General features: G+C 63.5%; 18 protein-coding genes and 1 tRNA gene. 2 read left to right on the forward strand and 17 right to left on the reverse strand.

Annotated elements, in window-relative coordinates:
- From N3J91_00005 to N3J91_00020, 4 genes are all read right to left on the reverse strand, one after another.
- Window positions 1-139: DUF1156 domain-containing protein (locus tag N3J91_00005; protein MCX8154829.1), on the reverse strand; the 139-nt coding region annotated here is incomplete at its 3' end.
- Window positions 136-2,205 (reverse strand): ATP-dependent helicase, encoded by a 2,070-nt coding sequence (locus tag N3J91_00010; GenBank protein MCX8154830.1) that lies wholly within the window; start codon window positions 2,203-2,205, stop codon window positions 136-138. The genes N3J91_00005 and N3J91_00010, both read right to left, overlap by 4 nt.
- 10 nt (window positions 2,206-2,215) lie before the next feature.
- Window positions 2,216-5,725, reverse strand: coding sequence for a helicase-related protein (locus N3J91_00015; GenBank protein MCX8154831.1), 3,510 nt, complete (start codon window positions 5,723-5,725; stop codon window positions 2,216-2,218).
- Window positions 5,722-6,327, reverse strand: a complete 606-nt coding sequence (locus tag N3J91_00020) for a type IV toxin-antitoxin system AbiEi family antitoxin domain-containing protein (GenBank protein ID MCX8154832.1) — start codon at window positions 6,325-6,327, stop codon at window positions 5,722-5,724. The genes N3J91_00015 and N3J91_00020 overlap by 4 nt, the downstream gene beginning before the upstream one ends.
- A gap of 193 nt (window positions 6,328-6,520) precedes the next feature.
- Between N3J91_00020 and N3J91_00025 the strand changes: the two genes are divergently transcribed.
- Window positions 6,521-6,832: a hypothetical protein gene (locus N3J91_00025; GenBank protein MCX8154833.1), complete on the forward strand. Its 312-nt coding sequence runs from the start codon at window positions 6,521-6,523 to the stop codon at window positions 6,830-6,832.
- 797 nt (window positions 6,833-7,629) lie between these two features.
- Here the strand turns inward: N3J91_00025 and N3J91_00030 are convergent.
- From N3J91_00030 to N3J91_00065, 8 genes are all read right to left on the reverse strand, one after another.
- Entirely contained in the window at window positions 7,630-8,460 is an 831-nt protein-coding gene (locus N3J91_00030; protein MCX8154834.1) for a hypothetical protein, read from the reverse strand.
- A gap of 1,607 nt (window positions 8,461-10,067) precedes the next feature.
- Window positions 10,068-10,790 (reverse strand): hypothetical protein, encoded by a 723-nt coding sequence (locus N3J91_00035; protein ID MCX8154835.1) that lies wholly within the window; start codon window positions 10,788-10,790, stop codon window positions 10,068-10,070.
- A 5-nt stretch (window positions 10,791-10,795) separates the two neighbouring features.
- The gene (locus N3J91_00040) at window positions 10,796-11,401 is read right to left on the reverse strand and encodes a hypothetical protein (protein MCX8154836.1); all 606 of its coding nucleotides are present in this window, start codon (window positions 11,399-11,401) and stop codon (window positions 10,796-10,798) included.
- A 68-nt stretch (window positions 11,402-11,469) separates the two neighbouring features.
- Window positions 11,470-11,543: transfer RNA gene (locus N3J91_00045), tRNA-Gly, on the reverse strand.
- A 137-nt stretch (window positions 11,544-11,680) separates the two neighbouring features.
- Entirely contained in the window at window positions 11,681-12,295 is a 615-nt protein-coding gene (gene amrA / locus N3J91_00050; protein MCX8154837.1) for an AmmeMemoRadiSam system protein A, read from the reverse strand.
- A 61-nt stretch (window positions 12,296-12,356) separates the two neighbouring features.
- A complete protein-coding gene (gene amrB, locus N3J91_00055; protein MCX8154838.1) occupies window positions 12,357-13,199 on the reverse strand; it encodes an AmmeMemoRadiSam system protein B in 843 nt (280 codons plus the stop codon).
- A complete protein-coding gene (amrS, locus tag N3J91_00060) occupies window positions 13,196-14,362 on the reverse strand; it encodes an AmmeMemoRadiSam system radical SAM enzyme (GenBank protein ID MCX8154839.1) in 1,167 nt (388 codons plus the stop codon). The genes amrB and amrS overlap by 4 nt, the downstream gene beginning before the upstream one ends.
- 97 nt (window positions 14,363-14,459) lie before the next feature.
- The gene (locus N3J91_00065) at window positions 14,460-15,284 is read right to left on the reverse strand and encodes a helix-turn-helix transcriptional regulator (GenBank protein MCX8154840.1); all 825 of its coding nucleotides are present in this window, start codon (window positions 15,282-15,284) and stop codon (window positions 14,460-14,462) included.
- A 171-nt stretch (window positions 15,285-15,455) separates the two neighbouring features.
- Here N3J91_00065 and N3J91_00070 point away from each other — a divergent pair, with 171 nt between their 5' ends.
- Complete coding sequence (locus N3J91_00070) at window positions 15,456-16,907, forward strand: hypothetical protein (protein MCX8154841.1); 1,452 nt, start codon at window positions 15,456-15,458, stop codon at window positions 16,905-16,907.
- Window positions 16,908-16,914: 7 nt separating this feature from the next.
- Here N3J91_00070 and N3J91_00075 read toward each other — a convergent pair whose 3' ends face one another.
- The 5 genes from N3J91_00075 to cobA all read right to left on the reverse strand — a co-directional run bounded on the left by N3J91_00075 (window position 16,915) and on the right by cobA (window position 24,763).
- The gene (locus tag N3J91_00075; protein MCX8154842.1) at window positions 16,915-17,709 is read right to left on the reverse strand and encodes a thymidylate synthase; all 795 of its coding nucleotides are present in this window, start codon (window positions 17,707-17,709) and stop codon (window positions 16,915-16,917) included.
- Window positions 17,706-20,300: a glycosyltransferase gene (locus N3J91_00080; protein MCX8154843.1), complete on the reverse strand. Its 2,595-nt coding sequence runs from the start codon at window positions 20,298-20,300 to the stop codon at window positions 17,706-17,708. The genes N3J91_00075 and N3J91_00080 overlap by 4 nt, the downstream gene beginning before the upstream one ends.
- 112 nt (window positions 20,301-20,412) lie before the next feature.
- Window positions 20,413-21,225 carry an SDR family oxidoreductase gene (locus N3J91_00085; GenBank protein ID MCX8154844.1) on the reverse strand — a complete coding sequence of 271 codons (813 nt, stop codon included), beginning with the start codon at window positions 21,223-21,225 and terminating at the stop codon, window positions 20,413-20,415.
- Between the two features lie 139 nt (window positions 21,226-21,364).
- The gene (locus tag N3J91_00090; protein ID MCX8154845.1) at window positions 21,365-23,140 is read right to left on the reverse strand and encodes a cytochrome b/b6 domain-containing protein; all 1,776 of its coding nucleotides are present in this window, start codon (window positions 23,138-23,140) and stop codon (window positions 21,365-21,367) included.
- An 84-nt stretch (window positions 23,141-23,224) separates the two neighbouring features.
- Window positions 23,225-24,763 carry a uroporphyrinogen-III C-methyltransferase gene (gene cobA / locus N3J91_00095; protein ID MCX8154846.1) on the reverse strand — a complete coding sequence of 513 codons (1,539 nt, stop codon included), beginning with the start codon at window positions 24,761-24,763 and terminating at the stop codon, window positions 23,225-23,227.
- Window positions 24,764-24,786 lie beyond the last annotated feature (23 nt).

Consider the following 24,786-nt stretch of genomic DNA (forward strand, 5'->3'; position numbering starts at 1 on the left):
ACGCAACCAGGGGTCGCCGCGCCCACCAGAGGTGGAGCGTGGAGATGTGCCCCTTGCGGACAGATTTTTCCCGCGAGGCTTCCTCGCTGATGGCCTCGATGGGCAGGTAGTCCTCAATTAGTCGTTTGTCGTCGGTCATAGATTATTGATCTCGGCTACGATTGACTGAGCCTCGGAGGCCGTGAGGGGGCCAGACCTCTTAACCGTTGGCACAGACATTTCATTTAAGAATTGAGAGCGGCCCAACCTGAGAACGGGCTTATTGGCGACGGCCTGAGCCTGAAATCCCGTCCGGGTGCCGTTGTGCGTGATGATGCAGCACGCCTTCGTGCGCGTTGCCGACACGTAAAAGAGCCGACGCTGCTCGATCAGCAGCCCGGTGGCTTTAAGGGCCTTGAAATTTGGAATGATTCCTTGCTCAGCGGCTGGAATAAAGACCACGCTCCCGCTCAGCCCCTTCGCACCGTGCATCGTTAGAATGCGGACTTTCTTTGGCGTGGGCGTTGGAGTGGGAGTCGGACTACTGCCTGCCACGCGCTCGGCAACCGCCTTCAAGATGGCTTCCTGCTCTGATTCGTTACCGGCTCCGAGAAACAGACACAGTTCATCGAGCGTCATGTCACCCGGAAGACCTCCTGCCAGGGTTGTCCACACCCCCACATGCGTTGTGGCTTTTGCTCCAGAGCTGAATACCTGGGCTGCCAGGATCGCCTCGATGTCCTTGGCGTGGGCCGAGACCGAATCGTCCATTGCCCACCCACTGATGGCTGAGCACACCTGGATAACACGATTGACGGCAGTTGCCCCACGGCTCGCAAGCCAAGCTGGAGGCGCGGCCAGATAGAACATTTCGCGGAAGTTTTGATTATTGGTGATGCACGCATCGCCGATGTCCTTCGCGGTCTTCTGGCCAACCCCCGACAATAGACCCAGCAGGTCGCGGTAGGCGGGGTAGTCCTCCTCCCCGGACTTTTGGTCACGGAGGATTCGGAGGACGGAATAGACGGCTCTGATAGCCTCGTGTTCGTCAACAAAGCTCAGCGCCTTGGGAGGTTCAAAGGGCACTTTGTTGTCCCTGAGCGCCTTGGTGATGAGGTCGAGTTGGAGCTTGCGGTTGCAGATCAGCACCAGGATTTCATCCTCGCGGTTCGCCATACCCGCATTGATGAGCTCGCGGCAGCTCAGCGCGATGAACTGCGCCTCCTGCTGGGGTGACGGGAGTTGCCACACGTGAACACGACCTTGCACAGGTGGTGAAGCGTTCGCGTAGAGGGGCACCATCGTTTTTGCGATTCTGGCCGGGTTGCGCTGAATGAGCCGATCCGCCGCAGAGAGAATCGCAGGGGTGCAGCGAAAACAATCCGTGAGCACATGGGTCTTGGAGTTTGGATACGTGCTATCGAACGTCACGATCCCATCGGGGTTGGCGTGGCGGAAGGAGTAAATGCTCTGGTCGTCATCACCAGCGATGAAAAGGACTGTTTGCCCCTGGCAAAGTAGCCGGATGAACTCCTGGTCGCAGGAGTTCAGGTCTTGGTATTCGTCAACGATCAAATGGCTGATCGTGGGCAACGAGGTCACTTGGAGTGAGCCTTGCCTAAGCGCATCCACGCATTTGAAAATGACTTCACCTGGGAGCACGCAGCTATAGAGATTCGTCCGCGAAGCGTGGAAGCTGATGAAGCCTTGGATTTCCGCAGGAGTGATCTTTGCCTGCGCAATAGACTGCGGATTGAGTGTTTGCCATTGCGCGTCATGGGCCAGCCGGATTTCGCCAGCCCTGCTTGGCGAACAACCGAGCACAAATGCCAACTCCTGATCGTAAACGATTCTCTGTTCCCATTCGTCCAACAGCATGGGATTGCCGGGGTAGCTGTTGAGTAGGTTGGCCCGCCGAAGGATTGACAGAGCCAGGGAATGCATCGTGGACACCCTCACTTTCTCCGCCAGAGCCGCGCAGGGCTGGGTCGAGCAAAACTTCACGATCCGCAGTCTGAGTTCGGCACAGGTCGCTCTTGTGAAGGAGATCACAAAAACAGTTTCGGGGGCGACGCCGTGGTTCAAGAGGTTCGCAACTCGCTTTTCGATGGTGCCTGTCTTCCCCGTGCCCGGCCCCGCAACCAACCGCACCTGCGGGGCCGTGTCCTGAGCCGCCGTCCACTGCTTTTGGTCTGCCGCTTGTCTTTGTGCTGGGGTTATGGGCATAGGTGGTCGGTCAGTTGCATTTCTTTGCCGCTTGCTCGATGGCGTCGGCGGGGATGTCGAAATACCGCGCCGCCACGACCTCCTTTTTCGCGTGGTCGAGATGTTTCGCCGGGTTCTGGATGCAGAGCGGGGTCGGGTCGGGATTGTTCAGCGGGTTCCAGACCACGTAGAGCCAGTAGCTATCGCCGAGCTGCAACGCCCGATACCACTCGTTGACCGTGAGGCGGATCGTCGCGCCCTTCCGGCGTCCCTTGACCTCGATCCTGCGGATGCCCTTGACCGGATCACGGTAGCCGGTCTGCGGATCGGCGGGACCGTGGCTGCGGATGTCAAAGCCGATCTTCAGGTGCCCGACCCGCTCGCATTCCCAGCCGCGTGATTGCTCGAAGGCGACCACCACGTCCTCAGCAGCCAGCTCACTTTTGCGGTTCAGCTCCGGCTCCAGTTCGTCCGTGAAATCTGCCGGTGCCCCCGTCTCGGTCGCGGGAACCACCAGGGCGGTTGCGATGTGGCGCACGGGGCCGGTGCGAGCAATGGCCAGCCGTTCCAGACCGGCCATGCGCTCCTGGCGGGTGCGCTTCAAGTCGGCCAGGTCGTTCTCGGCGCGTTGCCGGGCGATGGCGACCTCCGTTGATCCCAACTGCTCCCGCTGGCGTAGAGTCATCACTCGATCCTGGGCGGCACGGATGCGGGCATCGAAGGACTTTTGCAGGTAGTCCCGGCAGACCTGGACAAAATGGAGGCGCTCCTCCTGACAGAGCTGGCGGCGCTCGCTCTGATAGGTGCTCTTGATGAAATCCATCGCCGCGCCGGGATCCACGGGCGTGACGGTCACAGGGGGTTTAGGGTGGGCTGGCAGGTCGAGAAGGCAGTCGGCAGGCACAACTGCGAACCGGTCGGCTGCTTCACCCGTGAAGTCCTCCCGGACGGCCACGACTTCGCCGTAAAGATTGAGACTGTCGCCCTTGGTGTTCTGGCCGCGAACCGTGATCTCGAAAAAGTGCAGGCAGTAGGGCACCGGGGCCGTGGCGTCCACATAGACCGCGGTCCCGCCTGCAAGGCCAGCCAGCTTTTCGTTTAGTTTTTCGTCCACGACCGCGTAGAGCGGATGGCCGGGGCCGAGCAGGACGGCATCCACATGCTGGTCGAGGTCGAGATGATCCTTGTGGAACGTGATCTTCCGGTAGGTGGTATCGGGCTTCCCCAACCGTCGAACGGCTGCCAGGCGGTCGGAGCGGAGATCGGCCAGGACGTGCTCGATCCGCCAGAGGCCATCAGCCCGTGGCTCGATTTTGAGGCCGACTTCCTTGCAGGACTTCACGAATTGATCCTCGACGTAGCGCGGCATCAACCGGCGCTCCTCGGCCTCGACGTTGGCCTTCTGGAAGCCGGAGAAATCCACGTTGGCGCGAGCCAGGGCGATGCCCGTGGCCTTCTCGTATTGGAGCAGTTTCTGCGGATCGACCTTCTCGATCTGGTCCAGGTATTCCTCCAGTCGGCGCGGATCGTGAGCCGCTTCGCGCAGGATTTCCGGCAGGTTGACATCATTGAGCGACAGAACTTCGCCTACCACATCGAAGATGCGGTCGGCCAGCACTGCTCGCATCTGCTCCATTTTCTCCAGCAGGCGTTGCAGAATGCGACCCTCGATCACCGGCTGGCCTTCCTCGGACTCCGAGGCCACGAAGTTGAAAGCGTGGACATCGCGCTCCTGGCCGATGCGATGGATGCGGCCCAGGCGCTGCTCCAACCGCGTCGGATTCCAGGGCAGGTCGTAGTTCACCATCAGCCGGCAGAACTGCAAGTTGATGCCTTCGCCAGCGGCCTCGGTTGCGACGCAGACCTGGCGCGACGTGCGGAAGTCTTCCTGGGCGCGTTTACGCTCGTGGGGGTTCATGCCGCCGTGGATTTCACAGGTGGTGTAGCCCCACTTTTTCAAATGCTCGCACAGGTGGTTCAGTGTGTCCCGGTGCTCGGTGAAGATCAGCAGCTTGCCCCGGCCATCGGCCAGCTCGCCGAACTCCGCTCGTTTCAGGCACTCGTGGAGGGCGGTCAGCTTGGAGTCCGCCGCCAGCTCTTTCACGCGCCGGGCACGGGACAGGAGTTCCTGTAGGGCGGCGATCTCGCTCCGTAGCTGGTCGAGTTCCACGGCGGATGTAAACTCGTCCACGAGGAGATCGCGCTCGGCATCGTCCAGGTCGTCTTCGTCCTGCTCGGCGTCTGTCAAACGCCCCTGGAGCTGGGCCAGGCGCTTGGCGCGTTGAGCCGGGGGCAGGTTTTCGAGTTCTTCGAGTAACTCCTGCTGCTTCTGGAGGCGGCGGCGGATGGACTCGTAGATCGCCATCGTCGAGCTGGCCAGCCGCCGTTGGAGCACTGTCCGGGCGAGCGCCACGCTCTGCTTCTTCTTGCCCGTGGCTTGGGGCAGGAAGTCGTTGATGTAGGCGGTAACCGCTTTGTAGAGGTCGTATTCGTCGCGGTTCAACCGGAACGTAATCGTGTGCGCGTGGCGGTCGGGGAACAGGCGGCGGCCGTCGAGGTCTTTCAGGTCTTCTTTTAACCGCCGCAATGCCCACGGGCAGTCCGGCCCCAGTCGAAGGATGTCGCGGCGGATTTCACCGGCCTTGTCCGCAAGCCGGTGGGGTTCCGGGAACAGATCGGGATCAAGCAGCCGGACGAAGTGGGCGAAGCGATCATCGTCGCCGTGGTGCGGCGTGGCGGTCAGGAGCACAACGTGGTCGGCCTCGGCGGTCAGCTTCTCCGCGAGCTGGTAGCGTTTGGTTTTTTCGGCTTCGTCACCCCGCGAGGACGACCGCTTCGTGTAGGCCGAGCACTTGTGCGCCTCATCAATGATGACCAAATCCCAGTGCTGCTGCCAGACCCGCTCCCGAACTTCGTCTTGTTTGGCGTAGTCCAGCGAGGCGACCACCTGCGACGACCGTTGCCACGGATTGGTGAGCTGCTGCTGGTCAACGGCGGAGAAGATGATGTCGAACGACTCACCGAACCACCGGAGCATTTCGTCCTGCCACTGGATGGTCAGCGGCGACGGACACAGGATGAGGATGCGCTCAATGGCCTCCCGGAGCTTCATCTCCTTGATGAGCAGCCCGGCCATGATCGTCTTGCCCGCGCCGGGATCATCTGCGAGCAGGAACCGCAGCCGGGGCTGCGGCAGCATTTTAATGTAAACAGCTTCGATCTGGTGCGGTAGCGTGCGGATGCCGGACAGGCTGACGGCGAAATGTTTGTCGTGGGCGTAGGCGAGCCGGATGCGGGCGGATTCGACCAGCAGGCGCAACTGCTCGGCATTGACGGTCGCCGCCTTGGCCTCGACCGGCGCGGCTGCCCCGGCCAGCGCAGCGGCTTCCTCGGCGGTGATGACGGCCTCGTCCAGGGAACCATCAGGTAGCCGCACGCGGCACTCGAATCCTTTGCCCAGAGGACGCGCCGCCTCCAGGATCACCGGAACATCGAAGTGACCCGGCAGGCTGATTTGTTTTCCGATGGGCAACTCGGTCATGCAAGGGCCTCCAGGTAGCGCCGGATGACGCTCTCGACTCGGCACACTTTGGCGTATTTCAGAATGTCATCGACTGGGCATTTCCGCCGCCGCAAGCATTCGCGCAGCGCATCCAGGGCCACGTCCAGGCCGATCTTGCTGCGATACTTAACGCAATCGACGACCGTTTTGACGGGGTTGGTGATCGGAACGCTGACGCCCTCGATCACATGCCGATCCAAACCTGTTTTGAGTGAAACATCCGGGAATCGGACTACACGAAGCGGCAGACCTTCGATGGTCGGTCGCCGGGCTTTCCTGTCAACTGCTACCCAGACGAGGTCGGGCGCTTCGGGCAGCAACCCATGAAAATTCAGCGCCGAGATCAGGCAGATGATGCCGTTCGGGATCAACTTGGAAACCGTGGCCAGGTCGTGGTGAACGCTGGGTTTGCGATTGGGGAGCCGGTAAACACCCCGTGCCGACTGGACGAGCCGACCTTGATCGAGAAGGCGGCGCAGGTAAACCGGGGCAATCCCGTGCCCAGCGAGGTCTTTGGGCCGCACGACCCCGATCTGCTCTACGAGCTTCAAAGCTGCTTCGGTTTTGGTCATCGCCTTCATCTGTTACAATGTATCGGCGGCAAGCGCATCCGCCGACGATTTATAGCGATTCCAGAAGGCATGGTCAATCACGGATCGGAGGTTTTTCTGCTCGCGCTGAACGGCTTAACCGCAGGCGAACGCGAGGGCGGTGGGTGTCGATGGAAAGGGCAGTGCTCCGCGAAACCGACACCGCGTTTACAATTTTGGTTCTATGTGGACCGAAACTATGATCTGGCGAAGAAGACGAACGACACCAACCGTCACGGAGCTGAACCCTGTCCAAAGGGCACTTGACCGCGACCCCGCCCTGAGTCGGCTGCTGGGGCCGAAGACCGTGACCATCCGTAAACGAACTGGCGAACCGGTCTCTTTCTCGCCCCAAACCGTATCCGTCGCCGAGGCGATGATGGCCACCAAATTGAACCCGCAGCGAGCGGCACAGTGGGAGGTTTTGGCTGCGGCTGGCCGGGTGCTGGGTTTCCTCCGCAAGCCCAGCTCGGACATCGCCTTGCCGGGCGCGTAGGTAGATCGTGGCCCGGTTGTTGGCCGCGACATCTAAGATCCTCATTGAACCAACAGTTGCGTATGTCAGGCGGACACAGCCATTCACCCCGCCGCCGTTGCCTGTGGCGCTCAGCGCCAGGGAGATCACGGCGGGTTCAATGTTGAACGTGTCCCGCAGCCGCCTGCCGATGACGAACTGCGGGAGCTGATACTTGAAATTTTGAACTTTGAGGGCGACTATCCGACCAGAATAGTTGATGTCGTCAATCGGGTTGGAGCGTGGACGCCCGCTCTAAGCAGACGCGACCGCGAGCGGGCCAAGCTCGCCGCGTTTCGGAGGATTGGCCGGATGATTCGGAACAAAGCACTACGGCGCGTCTCCAGGAACTTCGTTCAGATCGAACCCAAAAGAGAGCAGCCACAAACCCCAGCACCGCTTCTCGATCCCGCCGATCTGCCGGAGCCGCGAGTCTGATCGTTGTCCACGTCCTCGCGCCGGGAGGGCGTTTGGGAACGCGACTACGCACCGATACGCTGCCACCACCGCAAGTCCATGCCGATGAACTTGACATGAGCCGTAACGCTGCGTGCCTCGGTTCACCGTGTCCGCGAAGCGCGTCAAGGGTTCTGTTCTCGAATACGCCGGTGGGTTTTTCTACCAGAGAGCAGCGGGGCCATAGCGGCGCCCTGGTCAATCGCAGGCATTCAGGTGGGACTCAGCCTCCGTCTGCTGCGTTCGGCTCGTCCAGGGGCAATTACGCGCAAAGGAAGGGCGCTCTTGATTATGGTCGGACTGGTGGTAGCTCCTGTTCCGGCTCAACACGGCAATATGCGCCCGGAAGATACGTCGTTGCTGTGGCGCTCACCATCTCCAGACTCTAGCTCCAAGGGGCTGCCGAGGTCTTCGCCGATGACCGTGAACAATCGCTCGTCCAGGAACTCCTCCAGCTTGTTCAGGATCATACGCCGATGGCGCTCGGTTTGGCGCTCCTTTTTGGGCACCCCGATAAAGTCCTTCCGGGCGTGGTGGGCACTACCGAAATAGTCGTGTTGGAATCGCTTGTGGGTAAAAACCCGATACCCAGCGATGAGCTGATCCACACACCCGTTGAACAGCCCTGCAACCTGCTCACGGTCGTCTTTGCAGAACTTGTCCCACTCGGTGAAATACCGCTTTGAGAAGTCGATGGGCTTCGTCTGGTAGTCCAAGATGCGAGCGAAGTCGGCCTCGGTTTTGATGCCGAACGTGCGCGTGGATGGTTCCAGGAGTGGTCTCTCCGCCATGCTGTCCGGCCCAAGGGCCTGCCACGCCTGCTGACGCTGGTCTATGAGGCTCTGCCGCACGAGTCCGATGATCTCCTGGATGTGTCCTTGGTTAAAGTTGTCAGCGACAACCACGGCGTGAGCGTGTGCTTGGGCCTGCGGGGCGGGAAAGTATGAAATTACCTCGAACTCCTCCAAATAGATAACCGCATCGAAGACACCCATTTCGACCATCTGTCTGAGGGCGTGGCGGCACGCCTGCCAGTAGTGGGACAGGACATCGGAAACCCCGTCGCCGAGCTGGTGGTGACCGTGGAAACTGATCGTCTCGAACCACCACCGGTGCCGGAAGAACGCTGGCAGGAACTTCCCCAGGATGTCCATTCGGGTGATATGGGCGCAATACGGACACACACGCCAATACCGGCACCGATGCCGTGCAAACCCGCACCAGAAGAAGTATGACCCTTTCCCCGAAAACGGTGACAACAGCAGGATGTTCGCGTTCTCCGCGTAGTGCTGGTCTGCCCTGTCGAATCGCTGAGGGTAACGCTCGATCCTGCTCTCCGTTACCTCCGCCCATGACTTGAGCGGACGGGGGAACAGGTGCCGGTGCTGACGCATTTCGTCGAGGTCACAGCGGTTCAGGTCGCATAGGTCGGTGAGAGGGGGATGCACGCACTGATACCCTTCCTTACTCTATTATCGAGGCGGGGTTCCCGTCCCAGGGAGGTCTGGGACATTTGGAACCTGCCGGGGATTGGCCGCGCTTCGGCGGTGCCGGAGAAAGGGGTGCGTGCTCCCCATCGCCCATGCCTGAGCTTGTGGCACGCACCGAAGCGCGAAAACTGATGATCCGCACGCATGTTTCTTCTCTCCGTCAGGCCCACGGACACGATGCCCATGAGCCTCACTAACTACGGAGAAGAACGGCACGGCGAGCGATACTGCGGCTGTGACGGCGGGAAGTTTTTGTAAACAAAACCTGTCGTGCGCGACAGGGGTGTGGCTGCCAAACCGCAACCCGGATCAAAGCGTTTGACTGAACCACTCAACGTCGAAGTTCCTGGTGCGCCCGGCGCGTCCCGACCGGCGCGAGGGCCTGGATGTCAGGGGATGAGCACCGAATTGTGCCTCACTGCCTCCGGGCCACGAACAGGCTCAAGGGCGGGCTGGCGTCGGTTGCGAGTTGGTCAAGGGTGAGGCTCCGCAAATGCCGACGAGTTGCGACCCGGTGTGACCCGGCACGGCACATCGACCGTGCATGACAGAGGGAGATGCACGCGGAAAGACCTCCTCGAATGAGAGTTTTGTAAACAATTTCGCCCACGCACCACGGCGGATAGGGAGTCCAACGCGCCCGCGTCCGTGGCTGCGAGATGTGCCGCCGTGGGCCGGAGTGCCTGAAATACAGCGCGGACGATCTGGCCTACACCGGGGAACGGCAACGGGTGCCTAGGGAGTGCCATGCCTCGTCGAGTTCGGCGGTGGAGCTGCATCCCTCCTGCCCGGTCAGCGCCGAAGGGAGCGGCATGTGGTGGTGGTCGTTGCGAAGTTGCACGCCATTGCTCTGATGGGCGTCATGGTCGATCTCAGGGGGATCGTCCCGTGAGGCTCAACCTCTCACGACGCGGCGTTTGCCCTCCAGAAAGTCTATTACATCCTGTGGCTTGAAGCGCACGACATTGCCGATCTTGTAGTCCGGCAATCCCTCGCGCAGCATCCAGTTCTCCACCGTCCGCGTCCCGACACCACAGAAGCTCGCCACATCATCTTTTCACCAATCCAGCTTATCGTTGCCGTTCTGAACGTGCTCAGACATGTAAGAACGAACGAGATTGCCGTGGGACGTTTGGGAATGGCGTCACCTTCTTTTTCTAAACAAGTTTTTCGTAAACAAGTTTGCGTTGCTTGCTAAAGCACCGATCCTGGGAATGAAAAACCACGCCAGGGGCGGGGTTGGAGTCCGGTGTAGTCGTCCACTTGGGCACTTAGCTGTTGATTGCCTCCTCCGGTTGCTCCTCGATGATCGGATTCCAGTTTTTCGGAGGGCGGATGGCGAACCACTTCTTCGCCATCGCCTTGGTCACGCATTTCAGGTAGTTGCTCTTGATGATGTCCACGGAGTTCCCACTTTCCAGAGCAACGAGATTTATGTCGCCGGTGTAGGCGACGCGGTAGCTGATGCCGCTGTCCCCAAGCACATTCTTGGACCATTCGACACCGACGCGATCCGCGAATTTGTTCCACTGGTTTCCCAAGCGTGCGAATGGGGAGACTGGACCGGTTTCTTTTTGGAACGGCTTCAACCACTGCTTCAGGTTCGGGGAGATGGGAGGCAACCGCCGCACTTTCTTCTTGGCCGTGCGTGCGAGGATTTCAATGTAGCCCTCCCAAAGGTTGATGCGGCTCCAGTCGAGGCGCTCGATCTCGGCGGTGCGGATGGCCGTGAACCCACCGATTGCCAACAGCGGAACCAGTCGCGCTGGCACGGAGGTCAGCAGCTTCTCAAACTCCTCCGGCGTGAAGACCCGGACTTCTCGCGGGATCAAGTTTGGTTTGCTGATGGCTGCCACGCCATCATGGTCTTTGGGGACATAGCCGCGCTTTCGGGCGAAGTTGAATAGAGTGCCAATGGCGTCCCGGATGTTCTTCCGGTAGTGGCCGTGTGCGCCAGTGGCGTCGAGGTAGGCTTCGATGTCTCTGGTTCTCAAGGAGGCTATCGGACATTTGAAAGCCTCGGCGAATTTCCCAGTCGATTCCGTAAGTCCCGGATGTAAGGGGCGGAACGACCATTCTTAATGCGGTCATTGACCAGTTCCTCGACAACCTCCGCCACGAGCTTGGAGATCACGTTGGCCGAATGCTCAACATAAGACCTTGCGGCTTCTGCCAGGGAAACGCCTTTCAATGTCGTGCGGGCTGTTACCGCGTCCATGACGAGGATGTCGAGATCGAGGCCAGTGGGCCGCGCCGCCTCCAAGGCCCGTTCATAGATCAGGCGCTCCCGACCATTCACCATCAGGCCGGGCAGCTCGCGTTTCTCGAACTTCTTGGCCAGCTTCTCGGCTTCGGCTTCTGCTGTTTGCCGGTCGGGGAACATCGGGCGCTGGCGTCGTCCTTCCTCGTCATAGTAGCTGACGGTGTAGTAGTCGCGCCCAGAGTTCGGGGTGTGGTAAACCCTGACCGAGGGCTTCGGCGTGATCTCTAGTTTTGTAAACTTTTCTTCGTTGCTGACGTTTGTATTTTCCATGCCGGACAGAACCGATTTCGCGGCGGTCTTCCGGCTGTCTTGCCCGGCAATCTGGCCGGGATTTGTCAGCAAGTTGTCAGCAGGCTTTTATCACCCGCATTGAAACTCGCGTAAGTTATTGGAAATGAAGAAGAAGGAATTGGAGCGGGTGAAGGGAATCGAACCCTCGTCTCAGGCTTGGGAAGCCCGCGTTCTACCATTGAACCACACCCGCGTGGTCAAGGGTTATGTATAAGGCAAGTGGCGGGGGTTGACAAGGGTTTATTCAGGGGGGATGTTTTGGGGAGCGGGAAGCGGGGGCAGGGCGGCGGCTGCCGGAATCCGGCGCGGGGCGTGGCCGGGAGGGCAGGCTCAGGCGGGGGCGGTGGGGAGGGTGCGGGTGTCCAGCCCGGCGGCGTCGGCGCCGAAGCTGAGGGCGCGGTAGCGGCTGGCGCGGAAGGTGTTGCTCCAGTGGTCGGGGCTCAGGCCGGCTTTGCGTTTGAGCTGGCGGAGGAAGTCGTGTTTGTCAGGGAGGGTTTCCCAAACGGAGGGGAGGAAGGTGGCATGGGCAAAGCCGTCTTCGATGAGGAGGCCGTCCACGCCCGGTTCGAGCTGGGCGAGCAGTTCGGCTTCGGCCTGGCAGGGCAACGGCACGGGGGGGCTGAGGATGGAGAGGTGGAGGTGGAGGCCGGGCAGTTCTTTTTCTTCGAGCGGGGCAAAGCGGGTGTCGTGAAAGGCGGCATGCCAGGCAAAGCGGGCGGTGGCGGCGACCAGGGGATGGGAGGGTTCGAGGGTGCCGATGCAGCCGCGCAGATGGTTTTCATGGTGCAAGGTGACAAAGACGGCCCACGGTTCGCGCAAGGGCGGGGGATAGGCGCGGGGTTCGACGGCGAGGGGGCGGCCGTGCCGAAGGCCGGATTCGATGGAGGCCTTGGCCACGGTGAGCAGCAGGCGTTGCTCGGCCGGGGTGAGTGTGGGCAGGCGCACGGAAGGGGGGCCGCAGTTTTCCGGCGCGGGCGGGAGTGGCTCCCGGTCGTTGGGCGAGGCGTCAGGGGCGGGGTGCATCAGGGGGAGGCGGGGGGCAGAAGGCAAAGGCGCCGTAGCCGACCACGCGGTCTTTGCGGCCGGCGGTGTCGCCGGAGTTGCGCAGGTCGAGGGTGAGGGGGTGGAGGTGTTGGTCGTCCGCCACCTGGAGCAGCCCTTGAATGGCCAGGCGGCCGCAGGCCTGGGTGGGATGAATCTGGCCGGGGGCCAGGTCTTCGATGGCCTCGGCGGTGGCGCGGTCGAGTTTTTGGGCGGTGCGGTAATCGTAGTAGTGGCTGAGGTCGCTGCTGACGACAAGGCGGGTTTCAGGCCCGCCCCAGACGGTGGCCAGCGCTTCGGCCACGGTGTCATCGTCCACTTCCCCGGTGAGGATGGGCACGATTTTCACGGGGCCGAGGGTGGCGTGGACAAAGGCCAGTTCAACTTCCAGGGCGTGTTCCTCGCGATGGGCGTCGGCGGAGAAATGGACGCCGGGCAGGCGGGCCAGTTGCTCGATGGCTTCGGCGTCCACGATGAAACGGCCGGCCGGGGTGTCCCATTGGCCGTGGGGGCTGAGGGCGAGGCCCTGGAAGTAACAGTGATGGGAAGGGCCGATGAGGATGACGCGCTGGACCTGGCCACGCAGGGGGCGCCAGGGTTTGAAGGCGGAGCCGGCGATGGGGCCGGAGTAGAGGTAGCCGGCATGGGGCGCGATGATGGCTTTGGGGGGCGGGGTCGGGTCGCCGAGGCCGGCGTCCACATGTTGTTGCACCTCCTGGGCCAAGGCCCGGGGTTGGGCGGGATAAAACATGCCGGCCACCGCGGGCTCGCGCACGGCGTGGGGGTCGAAAGCGGGGTGATTTTTCATGAGCCGGACAGGTGGATGGGGCGTGGCACGCGCCAGCCCCCGGGCTGAGGGGCGGCGGCCCCGCCGTTGGCGCGCCACAGGCCGGGGAGGCGGGTCTGGCATTCGGGACAGGCGCCCTCGGCGGTGAGGCGGTTGGCGAGGACGGTGAAGCCGCAGCGGGCGATGACGGTGGCCTTGCAATGCGGGCAGCGGGTGTTTTCCCATTCGCCGGTGCGGCCGGGCAGGTTGCCGGCGTACACGTAGCGCAGGCCGGCCTCGGCGCCGATTTCCGCGGCGCGGAGCAAATCCGCCGCGGCGGTGCGGCGTCGGTCCGTCATCTTGTAATCGGGGTGGAAGGCGGTGACATGCCAGGGGATGTCGCGGCTGAGGCCGGCCAGGAAGCGCGTCAGCTCGCGCAGTTCCTGCGGTGAATCATTGAAGCCCGGCACCAGGAGCGTGACCACCTCGAGCCACAGGCCGCGCTGGCACAACTGTTCAAGTGTCGTGAGGACACTTTTCAAGGGGCAGCCCAGCGAGCGATAGGCGCGGTCATTGAAGCCTTTGAGGTCCACCTTATAGGCCGCCAGATGGGGTTGCAGGAAATCCAGCACCTCCGGCGTGGCGTTGCCGTTGGAGACAAAGGCGCAGAGCAGGCCGGCCTGGCGGGCGGCGGCAAACACCGCGGCGGCCCATTCGGCGGTGATGAGCGGCTCGTTGTAACTGGACACCACCACCTGGGCGCCTTCGCGGCGGGCGGCGTGGACGAGCTGCGCGGGCGTCACCTCCTGCACCGGCGCGCCGGCGGCCGGATCGCGCAGGGCCTGGCTGGTGAGCCAGTTTTGGCAGTAGCTGCAGTGGAGATCACAGCCCAACATGCCGAAGGTGAGGGCATCAGCCCCGGGCAGGACGTGGAAGAACGGTTTTTTTTCAATGGGATCACACGCCACGCCGGCCACATAACCAAAGGGCACCCGCAGCTCGCCCCCCCGGTTGAAGCGCACCTTGCAAATGCCGCGGCGTCCGGCGGGGATGCGGCAGCGATGGCCGCAGGCGAGGCAGCGCACCACGTCCCCCTCCTTCAGATACAGGCGGCCGGGGGCCGTCAGGCGGTCCAGCCGCCCGCCCAGGGTTTGCTCCTGCTCGTCCGGCAAGGCCGGTTCGGCCTGGTGAAAGGGAGCGGTCATGGATGTACGCTGCTATACAGTACCCCCAAACCCCGCCCCAAGTCAAAGGGGGTGGGGGGGCGCGCCGTGAGCCTGGACAGGGGCCGGGTGCGGGGGCTTACACAGCGCCCTCCTGCTGGCGGTGTTGTTCGCGCCAGCGGCGGGGCGTTTCGCCAAAGTGCTTTTTGAAGACGGCGTTGAAAAGGCCCAGATGCCGGAAGCCCGTGGCCACCGCCACTCCCGCCACCGTGGACTGGCTGAGGAGCAGCAATTCCCGGGCTTTGCGGAGGCGCAGCTCGGTCAGTTTCTCCCGCACCGAGCAGCCAAAATGCGCATGAAAGAGGCGGGCAAAATGGCGGGGGCTGCAGCCACAACGCGCGGCCAGCTCGCGTGGGGTGTAACGCAGCAGCTCCGGTTCGGAGAGGCTGGCCATAAGCTCATGGAAGCGTTTTTCCGCCTGGCCATTGGCGGCAAGGGCGGGCAGGGGGCCCAGATGCGGCTGCAAGGCGGCGGCAAAGAGGTGCAGCAGGCGGCAACGCTGAACCAGCGGGGTGACGCTGGCGGCGGTATCGCAGATGCGCCCCAATTCCACCGCCAGGCTGTGGCGGGCCGGCAGATGCAGCGGCAGCCCCGCCGCCTGGTTTTGGCGGGCTTGAATCAGATGGCGCTCGGCGAGGGTCAGCAAGCCGCCCAATAAATCGGGGTTGACCGTGTAATAGACCACGGTCACTTCATTGATTTGGCTGGCCCGGAGCACCCCGGGTGTGCGGTTGCTCACCACCAGGGCATCCCCCTGCGCCAGTTCCAGTGGAGCTGCGGGGGAGATCCAGTAGGCCAGCCCTTGCTCCAAACGCAGCACCACCCAGGGCGCCGGGGGATGATTCCACTCGTCGGCCGGAGCGACCACCGCCTGATGGAGCAACAAATGCCCTTTTGCCGCCATCGCAGCAGGCAGTTTGGCGGCGGGAGTTGGCAGATAGGTTACAGTTTGGTGACTTTACGCGAACATTTGACTGCCGCCGGCGGGGCTGGAGGGCGCCGGAAAGCCTGCTGCCGGCAGGCCGGGGGGCATTCCGAGGTTGATTATGGTTGCGGCGGGGCTAGTCTAAGGGGCATGAAATCTTCACTTACCTGCCGCATTGGGGTGGCGCTGGTCCTGGCCCTGCTGGCCCACCCGGCCTGGCCCGCGACCCCCAAGGCCCACTACACCATCGTGGTTTCCCAATCCACCCAGGCTGACGCCGGCTGGAAAAAAGTGGTGGAGGCGCTCAAGGCCAAACACCAGGCCAGTGTCGTCACCTATGAACGGGAGGTGACGGAGGCGCTGCTCAAATTGCGGGCCGGCCCCTACTCGCGGTATGTCTGTTTTGTGGCGCGGCCGGAGGAGGCCACGCGCAAGCTGGTGGGGCAGGTGCATCGGATGATGCGGCAGTTGGACGAGGATCCCTACACCGATGGCTTCTGGGGCATATTGACGGGCTATGATGCCACCAACGCGCTCCGCATTGCCCAATATCGCAAGCCGCTGACGGTGCGCAAGGTGGCCTCGGGCACGGAGATTGCCCTGGAGCAATGCGAGGAAGGTTTCTGGTACGACGAGCTGGTGAAGAACAAGCATGTGCGCAAGGACAAGGGCGGCCCCGTGCGGGTGTTGCAGGGGCCGGATGACACCACCGAGGCGCTGGTGAAAAGCCTCAACGAGTACCAGCCTGATTTGTTTGTCACCTCCGGCCACGCCACCGAGCGGGATTGGATGATCGGCTTCCGGTATCAGAACGGCTTTTTCAAGTGCGCCCAGGGGCAGTTGTACGGCGAGGATACCCGGAAACAAAAGCATCCCATCCACTCACCCAATCCCAAAGTGTATCTGCCGATTGGGAACTGTCTGATGGGGCATATTGATTCGCGCGAGGCCATGGCGCTGGCGTGGATGAACAGCGCCGGGGTGATGCAAATGATCGGGTACACCGTGCCCACCTGGTACGGCTATGCCGGCTGGGGCTGTCTGGATTATTTTGTGGAGCAGCCCGGGCGTTACACGTTCACGGAGGCCTTTTTTGCCAACCAGCACGCGCTGATTCACCGCTTGAAAACCTATTTCCCCGGCACCGAGCGCTTCGACCCCGACACCGCCGGGAGCAACAGCCCGCCCGTGGTGGTGACCGAGCAGGCCAAGGCGGCCGGGCTGAGCGCCAATGATGCGCGGGGGTTGTTTTTTGACCGGGACGTGGTGGCGTTTTACGGGGACCCGGCCTGGGTGGCGCGCATGGCGGAGGGGCCGCGGGCCTACGAGCAGACGCTGGAGGTGAAGAAGGACCGGTGGACGCTGACGCTCAAGTTGAACCGCGGCGAGCGCTCGTTTGCGCCCGTCAACACCAACGGCTCGCAGCGCGGCGGGCGGCCGATTGTGGCGTTTCTGCCGGTGCGGGTGCGGGATGTGCGCGTGGAGGAGGGCGCGGATTTGCAGCCGGAGATCGCGGATGATTTTATTTTAATCCCCAACCCGCGGCAGGCTGATCCGCATCGGGTGTATCGCGTGGTGTTTCGCGCCACGCCCCTCCCGTAAAGGCGCCTTAGACGGCAATCGGCGCCTTGATGGGCGGATGCGGATCGTAGCCCTCCAGGGTGAAATCCTCGTATTTGAAGTCGTGGATGTTTTTGACTGCGGGATTCAGGCGCATGCGCGGCAGGGGCCGGGGCTCGCGGGTGAGCTGCAGTTTGGCCTGCTCCAGGTGATTGGCGTAAAGGTGCAGATCGCCGAAGGTGTGGATGAACTCGCCCGGCTTCAGGCCGGTGACCTGCGCCACCATGAGCGTCAGGAGGGAGTAGGAGGCGATGTTAAAGGGCACCCCCAGAAAGAGATCGGCGCTGCGCTGGTACATCTGGCAGCTTAGTTCGCCGTCCATCACAAAGAATTGAAACAGGGCGTGGCAGGGCGGCAGGGCCATCTGGTCCAGCTCGCCGGGATTCCAGGCCGAGACGATGAGGCGGCGGCTGTGGGGGCGGGTGCGGATTTCTTCAATGACCTGGTCAATTTGATTCACCGAGGTGCCGTCGGGGCGGCGCCAGTCGCACCACTGGGCGCCGTAAATACGCCCCAGGCTGCCATCGGGCGCGGCCCATTCATCCCAGATCGTCACGCCCCGCTCCTGCAGCCAGCGCACATTGGTGTCGCCCCGCAGAAACCACAGCAGCTCGTAGATGATGGATTTGATGTGGAGCTTTTTGGTGGTCAGCAGGGGAAAACCCTCGCGCAAATCAAAGCGGGCCTGCGCGCCGAACACGGCGTAGGTGCCCACACCTGTGCGGTCGGGGCGGAATTTGCCCTTTTCCAGGACCAGTCGGAGCAAATCCAGGTATTGTTTCATGGGGCCGGAGGGGAGTTGGCGGGGGCGGCGGGCGCGGCCGGCGGATGGAGCGGCTGGCCGGTGGTGGCCTTTAACTTGATCATGCCAAACTGCCGGGCCACTTCATCCAAAAAGGCATGGACCAGACATTGGAGGTTGCGCTGCTCCTGGGCAAAAAACCAGCCCAGCGCGGGCAGGGTGAGCAACAACAGCCAGATCCAGGGGAAATAGGGGCGGGTGAATCCAATGACCAGAATCTCAAAGGCGGCCGCCGCCCCAAAGGCCACCCGCGCCGGCAGGGACCACATGCTGCGCAGGCGGCAGCGGAAGAGTTGCCGCCCGCCGGGGAACAGCTCGGCCACGGTGGTGAGCTGGACGCGGCTCCAGCGGCTGCCGTAAATTTCCACGTCATACTCGCTCCAGCCGTTGTCGGGCTTGTGCTGCCAGCCTTCGTCCTCCAGGCGGCGCAAAATGCCTTTGAGGAACTCCACGCGGTCCACCCAGCGCTCGGCCCAGTAGGCCGCCAGATCCAGCGGCTCGCCGCTGTCGCGCAAGGCCATGGAATCGAGTTTTTCCAGGGCGTTGACGGGGGTGGGACGGTAGGTGAGCCGCTGCCGGTAGCGCGCCCAGCCCCGCACCAGCGGCTGCAGCAGATACAACAGGGCCACCAGCGGGCGGCTCCACCACACCTGCCGGTTGGGCGGCAGCTCCGCCTGCCACGCCGCGGCCACGCAGATGCCCAGCGTGGCCAGCAGGGAAGTGGCGGCGACGGGCAGCAGGAAACCAAAAGGCACTGAGAGCAGCAGCAGCGGCAGCGTCACCACCAGGTGGTACTCGAAACTGGTCATGAGCATCAGGGTGAACGCCGGCCGGGGCGTGTACAGCGTTTGAAACTGGCCGGTGCCAAAGATGCCGTGATACACGATTTCGCGCTTGGCCAGCACGCCCAGCTTGGCCGCCGTGTAGATGCGGCCGGCCCAGAGGCTTCCGCCCAGGGCGTTGAAGTACTCCGGATGCTTGCGGATGAGCAGCGCCTCGGCCTCGCCGTAACCCTGTTGCTGGCGCAAGTAGGCCTCCACGGTGGAGCGCCGGTAATGCCACACAAAGCCCGCCGGGCTGAAGCCGATCCACAGCCCCTGCTGCTGCAGGCGCCAGCAGATGTCCACATCATCGCCCGCCTTGCGAAACACCGGATCAAACCACCCCACCGCGTCCAGCGCCCATTTCCAGAAGGCCATGTTGCAGCCCGGGATATGCTCGGCAATCCGGTCCGTCAACATCACGTGCGCCGGCCCGCCCGGCGACACCATGACCGCCGCCGCCACCAGCGAGTCCTCCGGCGGCAGGAAGTTGTGGCCGCCGATGCCGGCGTACTGGCCGCGCAACAAATCGCCCACCAGATAATATAGCCAGTCTTCATCCGCCCGGCAGTCCGAGTCGGTGAACGCCACGATTTCCCCCGTGGCGGCGGCAATGCCGGTGTTGCGGGCGGCGCTGAGGCCCTGATTGCTCTGCCGGATGTAAAGCACCGAGGGATATTGCGCCGCCAAATGGGGCGTGGTGTCGGTGGAGCCGTCGTCCACCAGGATGACTTCGTAGTTGGGATAGTGCAGCGTTTGGAGCGAATCCAGACAGGCCTTGAGGGTGCGCGCCCCGTTGTAACTGGCCACGACCACGGAGACCTTGGGGGTTTGCGGCAGGGGGTAATACGGCGCCTGGCGAAAGGCCGCCTGCACCGCGGCAAACGAAGGCTTGGGCTGGCGGTCGCGGGTGGTCAACCCCATCGCCCAATCCTCCACCGGCTGCCCGGCCCGCCACCAGTCATCGGTGAAACTGAACACCACCGCGCCGGCCAGGCCGTTGCGGAAGGCTGTTTCAATCTGCCAGGTGAGCATTTCGCATTTTTGCTCCTCGCCTTCCCGCAGCGAGTCCACGCCAAACTCGCCCAGCACCAGCGGCTTTTGATCGGCCATCATCTGCAGCCGCGCCAGGTAATTGTCCAACGCCCGGCGCTGATGCAGATAGACATTGAAACAAAGGAAATCCAGGTTGCGCGGCCGCAGGTACTCCGTGGGCGGGAAATTGGTGAAGGTGCACAGGCAGCCGGGATCGGCCGCCTTGGCCACGTCCACCAGCTCCTCCAAAAACGCCGCCACCCGCCGCTGCCCCAGCCAGCGCACAATGTCCGGCGGGATTTCATTGGCCACACTGTAGGCCAGAATGGCCGGATGCCCCGCCAGGCCGGCCACCGTCTGGCGCACGGCATCGCGGGCCTCCTGCAGGCGCTGGGGCGAATCCAGGAAACAGAGATGATGGCTCCAGGGAATGTCCACCAGCAGGCGCAGCCCGAACTCCTGCGCCAGATCCGCCAGCCAGCGCGGCGGCGGATGGTACACGCGGAGGGTGTTGGCCCCCAGGGTCCGGATCAGCTCAAAGTCCCGCGCCGCCTGCACCTGGCTGGGGAAATGGCTGCCGTCGGGTCCCGGCGCAAACGGCCCATAAGTCACGCCCTTGAGGTAGAACTTCTCCTCTCCGGCGCGGAAAAACTTGCCATCCACCCGGATTCGTGTCCGGGTGCCTGAGCCTGCCGCGATGGTTGCCTCGGTCGCCATGGTCCCTGCCCGCGTGAACGCCTGCCGTTGTGCCGCGCTGCCAGCGGGGCGTGGATCAGCCCTGCCGCCGTTCAACCTTACGTGGCGGCGGGGTGGTCCGCAAGCCCTCCCGTCAGATCGTCTGCGCCAGGAAGCCGCCGTCCACCCGGAGATCGGCGCCGGTGACAAAGGAGCTGGCCGCCGGACTGGCCAGGAAGATGGCCGCCCCCACCAGCTCGTGGGCTTCACCAAAGCGATTCATCGGCGTGTGGCTCCAAATCTGCCGGGTGCGCTCGGTGGGCGTGTTGTCCTCGTTGAACAGCAGCCGCCGGTTTTGATCCGCCGGGAAGAACCCGGGCGTGATGGAATTCACCCGCACCCCATAGGGCGCCCATTCGCGCGCCAGAAACCGCGTCAGATTCAACACCGCCGCCTTGGAGGCGGAGTAGGAAACCACGCGGGAGAGGGGAATATGCGCCGAGACCGAGGCGATGTTGATGATGCTGCCCTTGCGCCGCGCCACCATGCCCGGCCCAAAGACTTGGCAGGGAAAGAGCGCGCCCGCCACCAGGTTCAAATCGAAATTGCGCCGCCAGTTTTCAATCGGGATGTTTTCAAACGGATTGTCCGGCGTCACTGTCACCTTGGGATCATTGCCCCCGGCGGCATTGAGCAGGATGGTGGCCGGGCCGAGCGCCGCCTCGAGGGCCTGCCGGGCCTGCTCCAGGCTTTCCTTCTCCATGGCGTTGGCGGCAAAGGCCTGGGCCACGCCGCCCTTTTGTTGAATGCGCTGCGCGCACGCCTGCGCGGCCTCCAGCCGCAAATCCAGCACCGCCACCCTGGCCCCGGCCAGGGCAAAACCCTCGGCGATGGCTCCCGCCAGCACGCCGCCGGCGCCAATCGCCACCGCCACTTCGCCCTTTAGTGAAAATAAATCCGTGCTCATAAGGTTGTGTGATTGCTCGGCGGGCCGGGGTCATCTTGGGCGATGCCAGGCCCGCCTCCACCGCCCCAGTCTGCCAGACCCCGCCCGCTTTGCCAGCAGAAATGAACCCCCGCACCGAATACCCGCCACGCTGCGCCGGTCAGGCGTTGGGGGAAGGCGCGCCTTTGGGCGGCGGCGTCTTTTCGTTCTCCCCCGCCGGGCGCACGGCGGGATCGTCGGGATGATGTTTCTCCAGCCAGCGCCGGGGCACCCGGCCATCCCACCAGGCGAGATTCATGGGATAGACCTCCGGATCAAAAATCACGTGATAAAAATGCCAGACCACGATGGCCAGGCAGGCCAGAATGGCCTCGTAATAATGGATGGTGGTGGCCACTTCAATCACCCAGCGCGGCACCCAATGGGTCGTTTCCACTTTGAACCAGATCGCCAGGCCGGTCACCCCCATGATGATCGTCCCCCAAATGACGGCCCAATATTCGATTTTTTCCACGTAACTGAAGCGGCCGGCCTTGGGGCCGGCCCCGCGGCCGGTTAGCGCATGGCGCAGGGCGGCCAAGCAGGCGCGCCAGTCGCCGCCCCGCCAGAGCAGATCGCGCCAGAGCTGGCGGCCTTTGGGGGTGGCGGCCAGATAAACCAGATGCCACACCCCCACCCCCAGGAGCACCACCCCGGCCACGCGATGCACCCAGCGCCGGATCTCCTCGTCCGCCCCAAACAACCAGGCCAGGCGGGACTCGGGAAACTTGAGGGCAAACCCGCTGACGGCCAGCACGATGAAGCTCAGGAGCAGCAGGCCGTGCTGCCAGCGTTGATGGCGGTCCATGCGCTCAACCAAGGGGCCGGCGTGCTGGCGCCAGTGCAGGAGATGACGCCACCACAACAGCGCATTGTGCAGCAGCATGGCCCCCACGATCCCGAAAATCAGCGCCAGATAAATGCGGCGCACCCAGAAATTGATGCGGGCCGCCAGGTCCGAAGTTTCACCCGCGTCCACGTGGATTTTGCCCTCGGCAAATTTGGCCGTGGCGCCGGGATGACATTTGCCGCAGGTTTCCGGCAGATGCAGGGGATGGATGGTGGAGCGGGGATCGGTGGAGGGCAGAATGCGGTGGTAGCCGTGGCAGCTTGAACAGTTGGCGGCCCGCGCGTACCCGCCCTGTACCGCCAGCCCGTGATAACTCTCGTAAAAGGTTTTCACCCGGTTGGCCGGCAGGCGGAATTTGGCGTTGATGCGCTCGGAGGCGTGGCACTTGCCGCAAACATCGCCGGAGACTTTCAGCCCGGCGCTGCCTTTGAGGGTTTCGATGCGGTGCTCGCTGTGGCAGTCGGTGCAGGTGGCGGCTTCGCGCACGCCCCGCGCCACGGCCTGCCCGTGGACACTGTCTTTGACCTCCGCCGCGGCCTCGGGATGGCATTCGCCGCAGGTCTGGCCGAGGCGTGACCAGTGCAGGGGGGAATCAATCACGGTGGGGCGCAGAATGTCATGCCGGCCGTGGCAATCGGCGCAGGTGGGGGCGGCGTCCTTGCCCTGTTGCAGGGCCAGCCCGTGCACGCTGGCGCCGTAACTGGCCGTCTGGGCGGCGTGGCAGGTGTCGCAGCGGGCGGGCTTGGCGGCCACGCCGTCATCAGGGTGTTTGTCGGTGATGTCCCCGTGGCACGACACGCACCAGTTGGTGCGGTGCACCGAGCGGGCCAGCACCGCCGCATCCACGTACAAGGAGATGGCGCGGCCCTGGGCATTGGTCTTGGAAAGCTCCTTGTCTTCGTGACAATCCAGACAATCCTTGTTGGGCCGCGGCGCGGCGGTCAGGCCGCTGGCCAGCAGGCCGATGAGCCACAACAGGGCCAGCCACCAGGAATGGCGCCAAACCCACACCGGCGGGATCAACCGCCCTCTTTGCCAGCGAGGCATGATATTAAAACCTAGGCCCCCGGCGGGCGGTTGACTTGCCGGATTTTGCCAAAGTTTTAACTTTTGCCGTCGTCCCGCCCCTTTTCAACGGGCTGGGCGCCAGCGGCGCAGGGCCTGCACCAGGCCCTCAATGGTATGTTCCCGGGCCTCGATGGTGGGGGTGACGTTCAGCCGCTGCAGGGCCTTGGAAGTCTCCGGCCCGATGCTGGCGGTTTTGAGGCGGGGGAATTGCGCCAGGCGCGCCGGCAGATCAAAGCGCGCATGAAAATGCTCGACGGTGGAGCTGCTGGTGAAGGTGATCCAGTCGGCCCCCTCCTCCTTGAACCGCTCGGCGGCGCCGGTGACATCCTCCGTTTCCGCCACCGTGCGGTAGCAGGCCACATCATCCACAATCGCGCCCATTTCGGTGAGCAGGCGGGGCAGCTCCGGGTTGGCGGTCTCGGCGCGGAGGAGGAGGATTTTGAGATTTTCCACGCTGCCATGCTCGCGGATGGCGCTGGCCACCTGGGCCGCCAGATACTGGCGCGGCATGGCATCCACGCGCAAATGGAGTTCCTGCAGTTTGGCCGCCGTGGCCGGCCCGATGGCGGCCAGGCGCACGTTGCCCAGGGCGCGCACGTCGCCGAAGGCCTTGAAGAAATAATCAAAAAAGGCGGTGACCCCGTTGGGGCTGGTGAAGACGAGCCAGTCGTAGCAACCGATGCCCTCCAGGGCGTCCTTCAAGTCCTCGAGCTGGCGGCGATCCGTCAGGGGCGCGATCTTGATGGTGGGGATTTCCAGCACATCGGCCCCCAATTCCAGCAGTTGCCGCGAGAGCTGGCTGGCCTGCTCGCGGGTGCGGGTCACCACCACCCGCTGGCCAAACAGGGGCCGGTGCTCAAACCAGTTCAACCGCTCGCGCAGATTCACCACCTCCCCGATCACCGTGACCGCCGGGGCGGTGAAACCCCGCTGGGCGGCCAGCTCGCCGATGGTGGCCAGCGTGCCCACCAGGGACTCCTGCCGCCCGGTGGTGCCCCACCGCACCATGCCCACCGGCGTGGCGCCGTCCAGGCCATGCCGCATCAGCTCCCCCGCAATTTCCTTGATGCGCTCCACGCCCATCAAAATGACCTTGGTGCCCGGCGTGCGCGCCAGTTGCGCGTAATCCAGGGCCGTCTCCCCCTTGGTGGGATCCTCATGGCCGGTGAACACGGTGAAGGACGAGCAGCAGCTCCGGTGCGTCAGCGGAATGCCGGCATAATTGGGCGCGGCGTAGATGGAGGAAATGCCCGGGACCACTTCAAAGGGAATCCCGGCGGCCGCCAGCTCTTCGGCCTCCTCGCCGCCCCGGCCGAAAAGGTAGGGGTCGCCGCCCTTGAGGCGCACGACGGTTTTGCCTTCGCGGGCTTTTTGCACCAGCAGGGCGTTGAGCTGGTCCTGCGGGATGGCGTGCGCCTTGGCCCGCTTGCCGCCATAGATGATCTCCGCCGTGGGCGGGGCCAGCCGCAGCAGCTCCGGATTCACCAGCGCATCATAAACCACCACCTCCGCGCGTCCCAGCAGCTCCGCGCCACGCAGGGTCAGCAGGCCGGCGTCGCCGGGGCCTGCGCCCACCAGATAAACTGTGCCCACCGCTTTCACGCCTCCAGTCTAGGCGCTGAACC

It is taken from the genome of Verrucomicrobiia bacterium (assembly GCA_026414565.1).
Classification (GTDB): domain Bacteria; phylum Verrucomicrobiota; class Verrucomicrobiia; order Limisphaerales; family Fontisphaeraceae; genus Fontisphaera.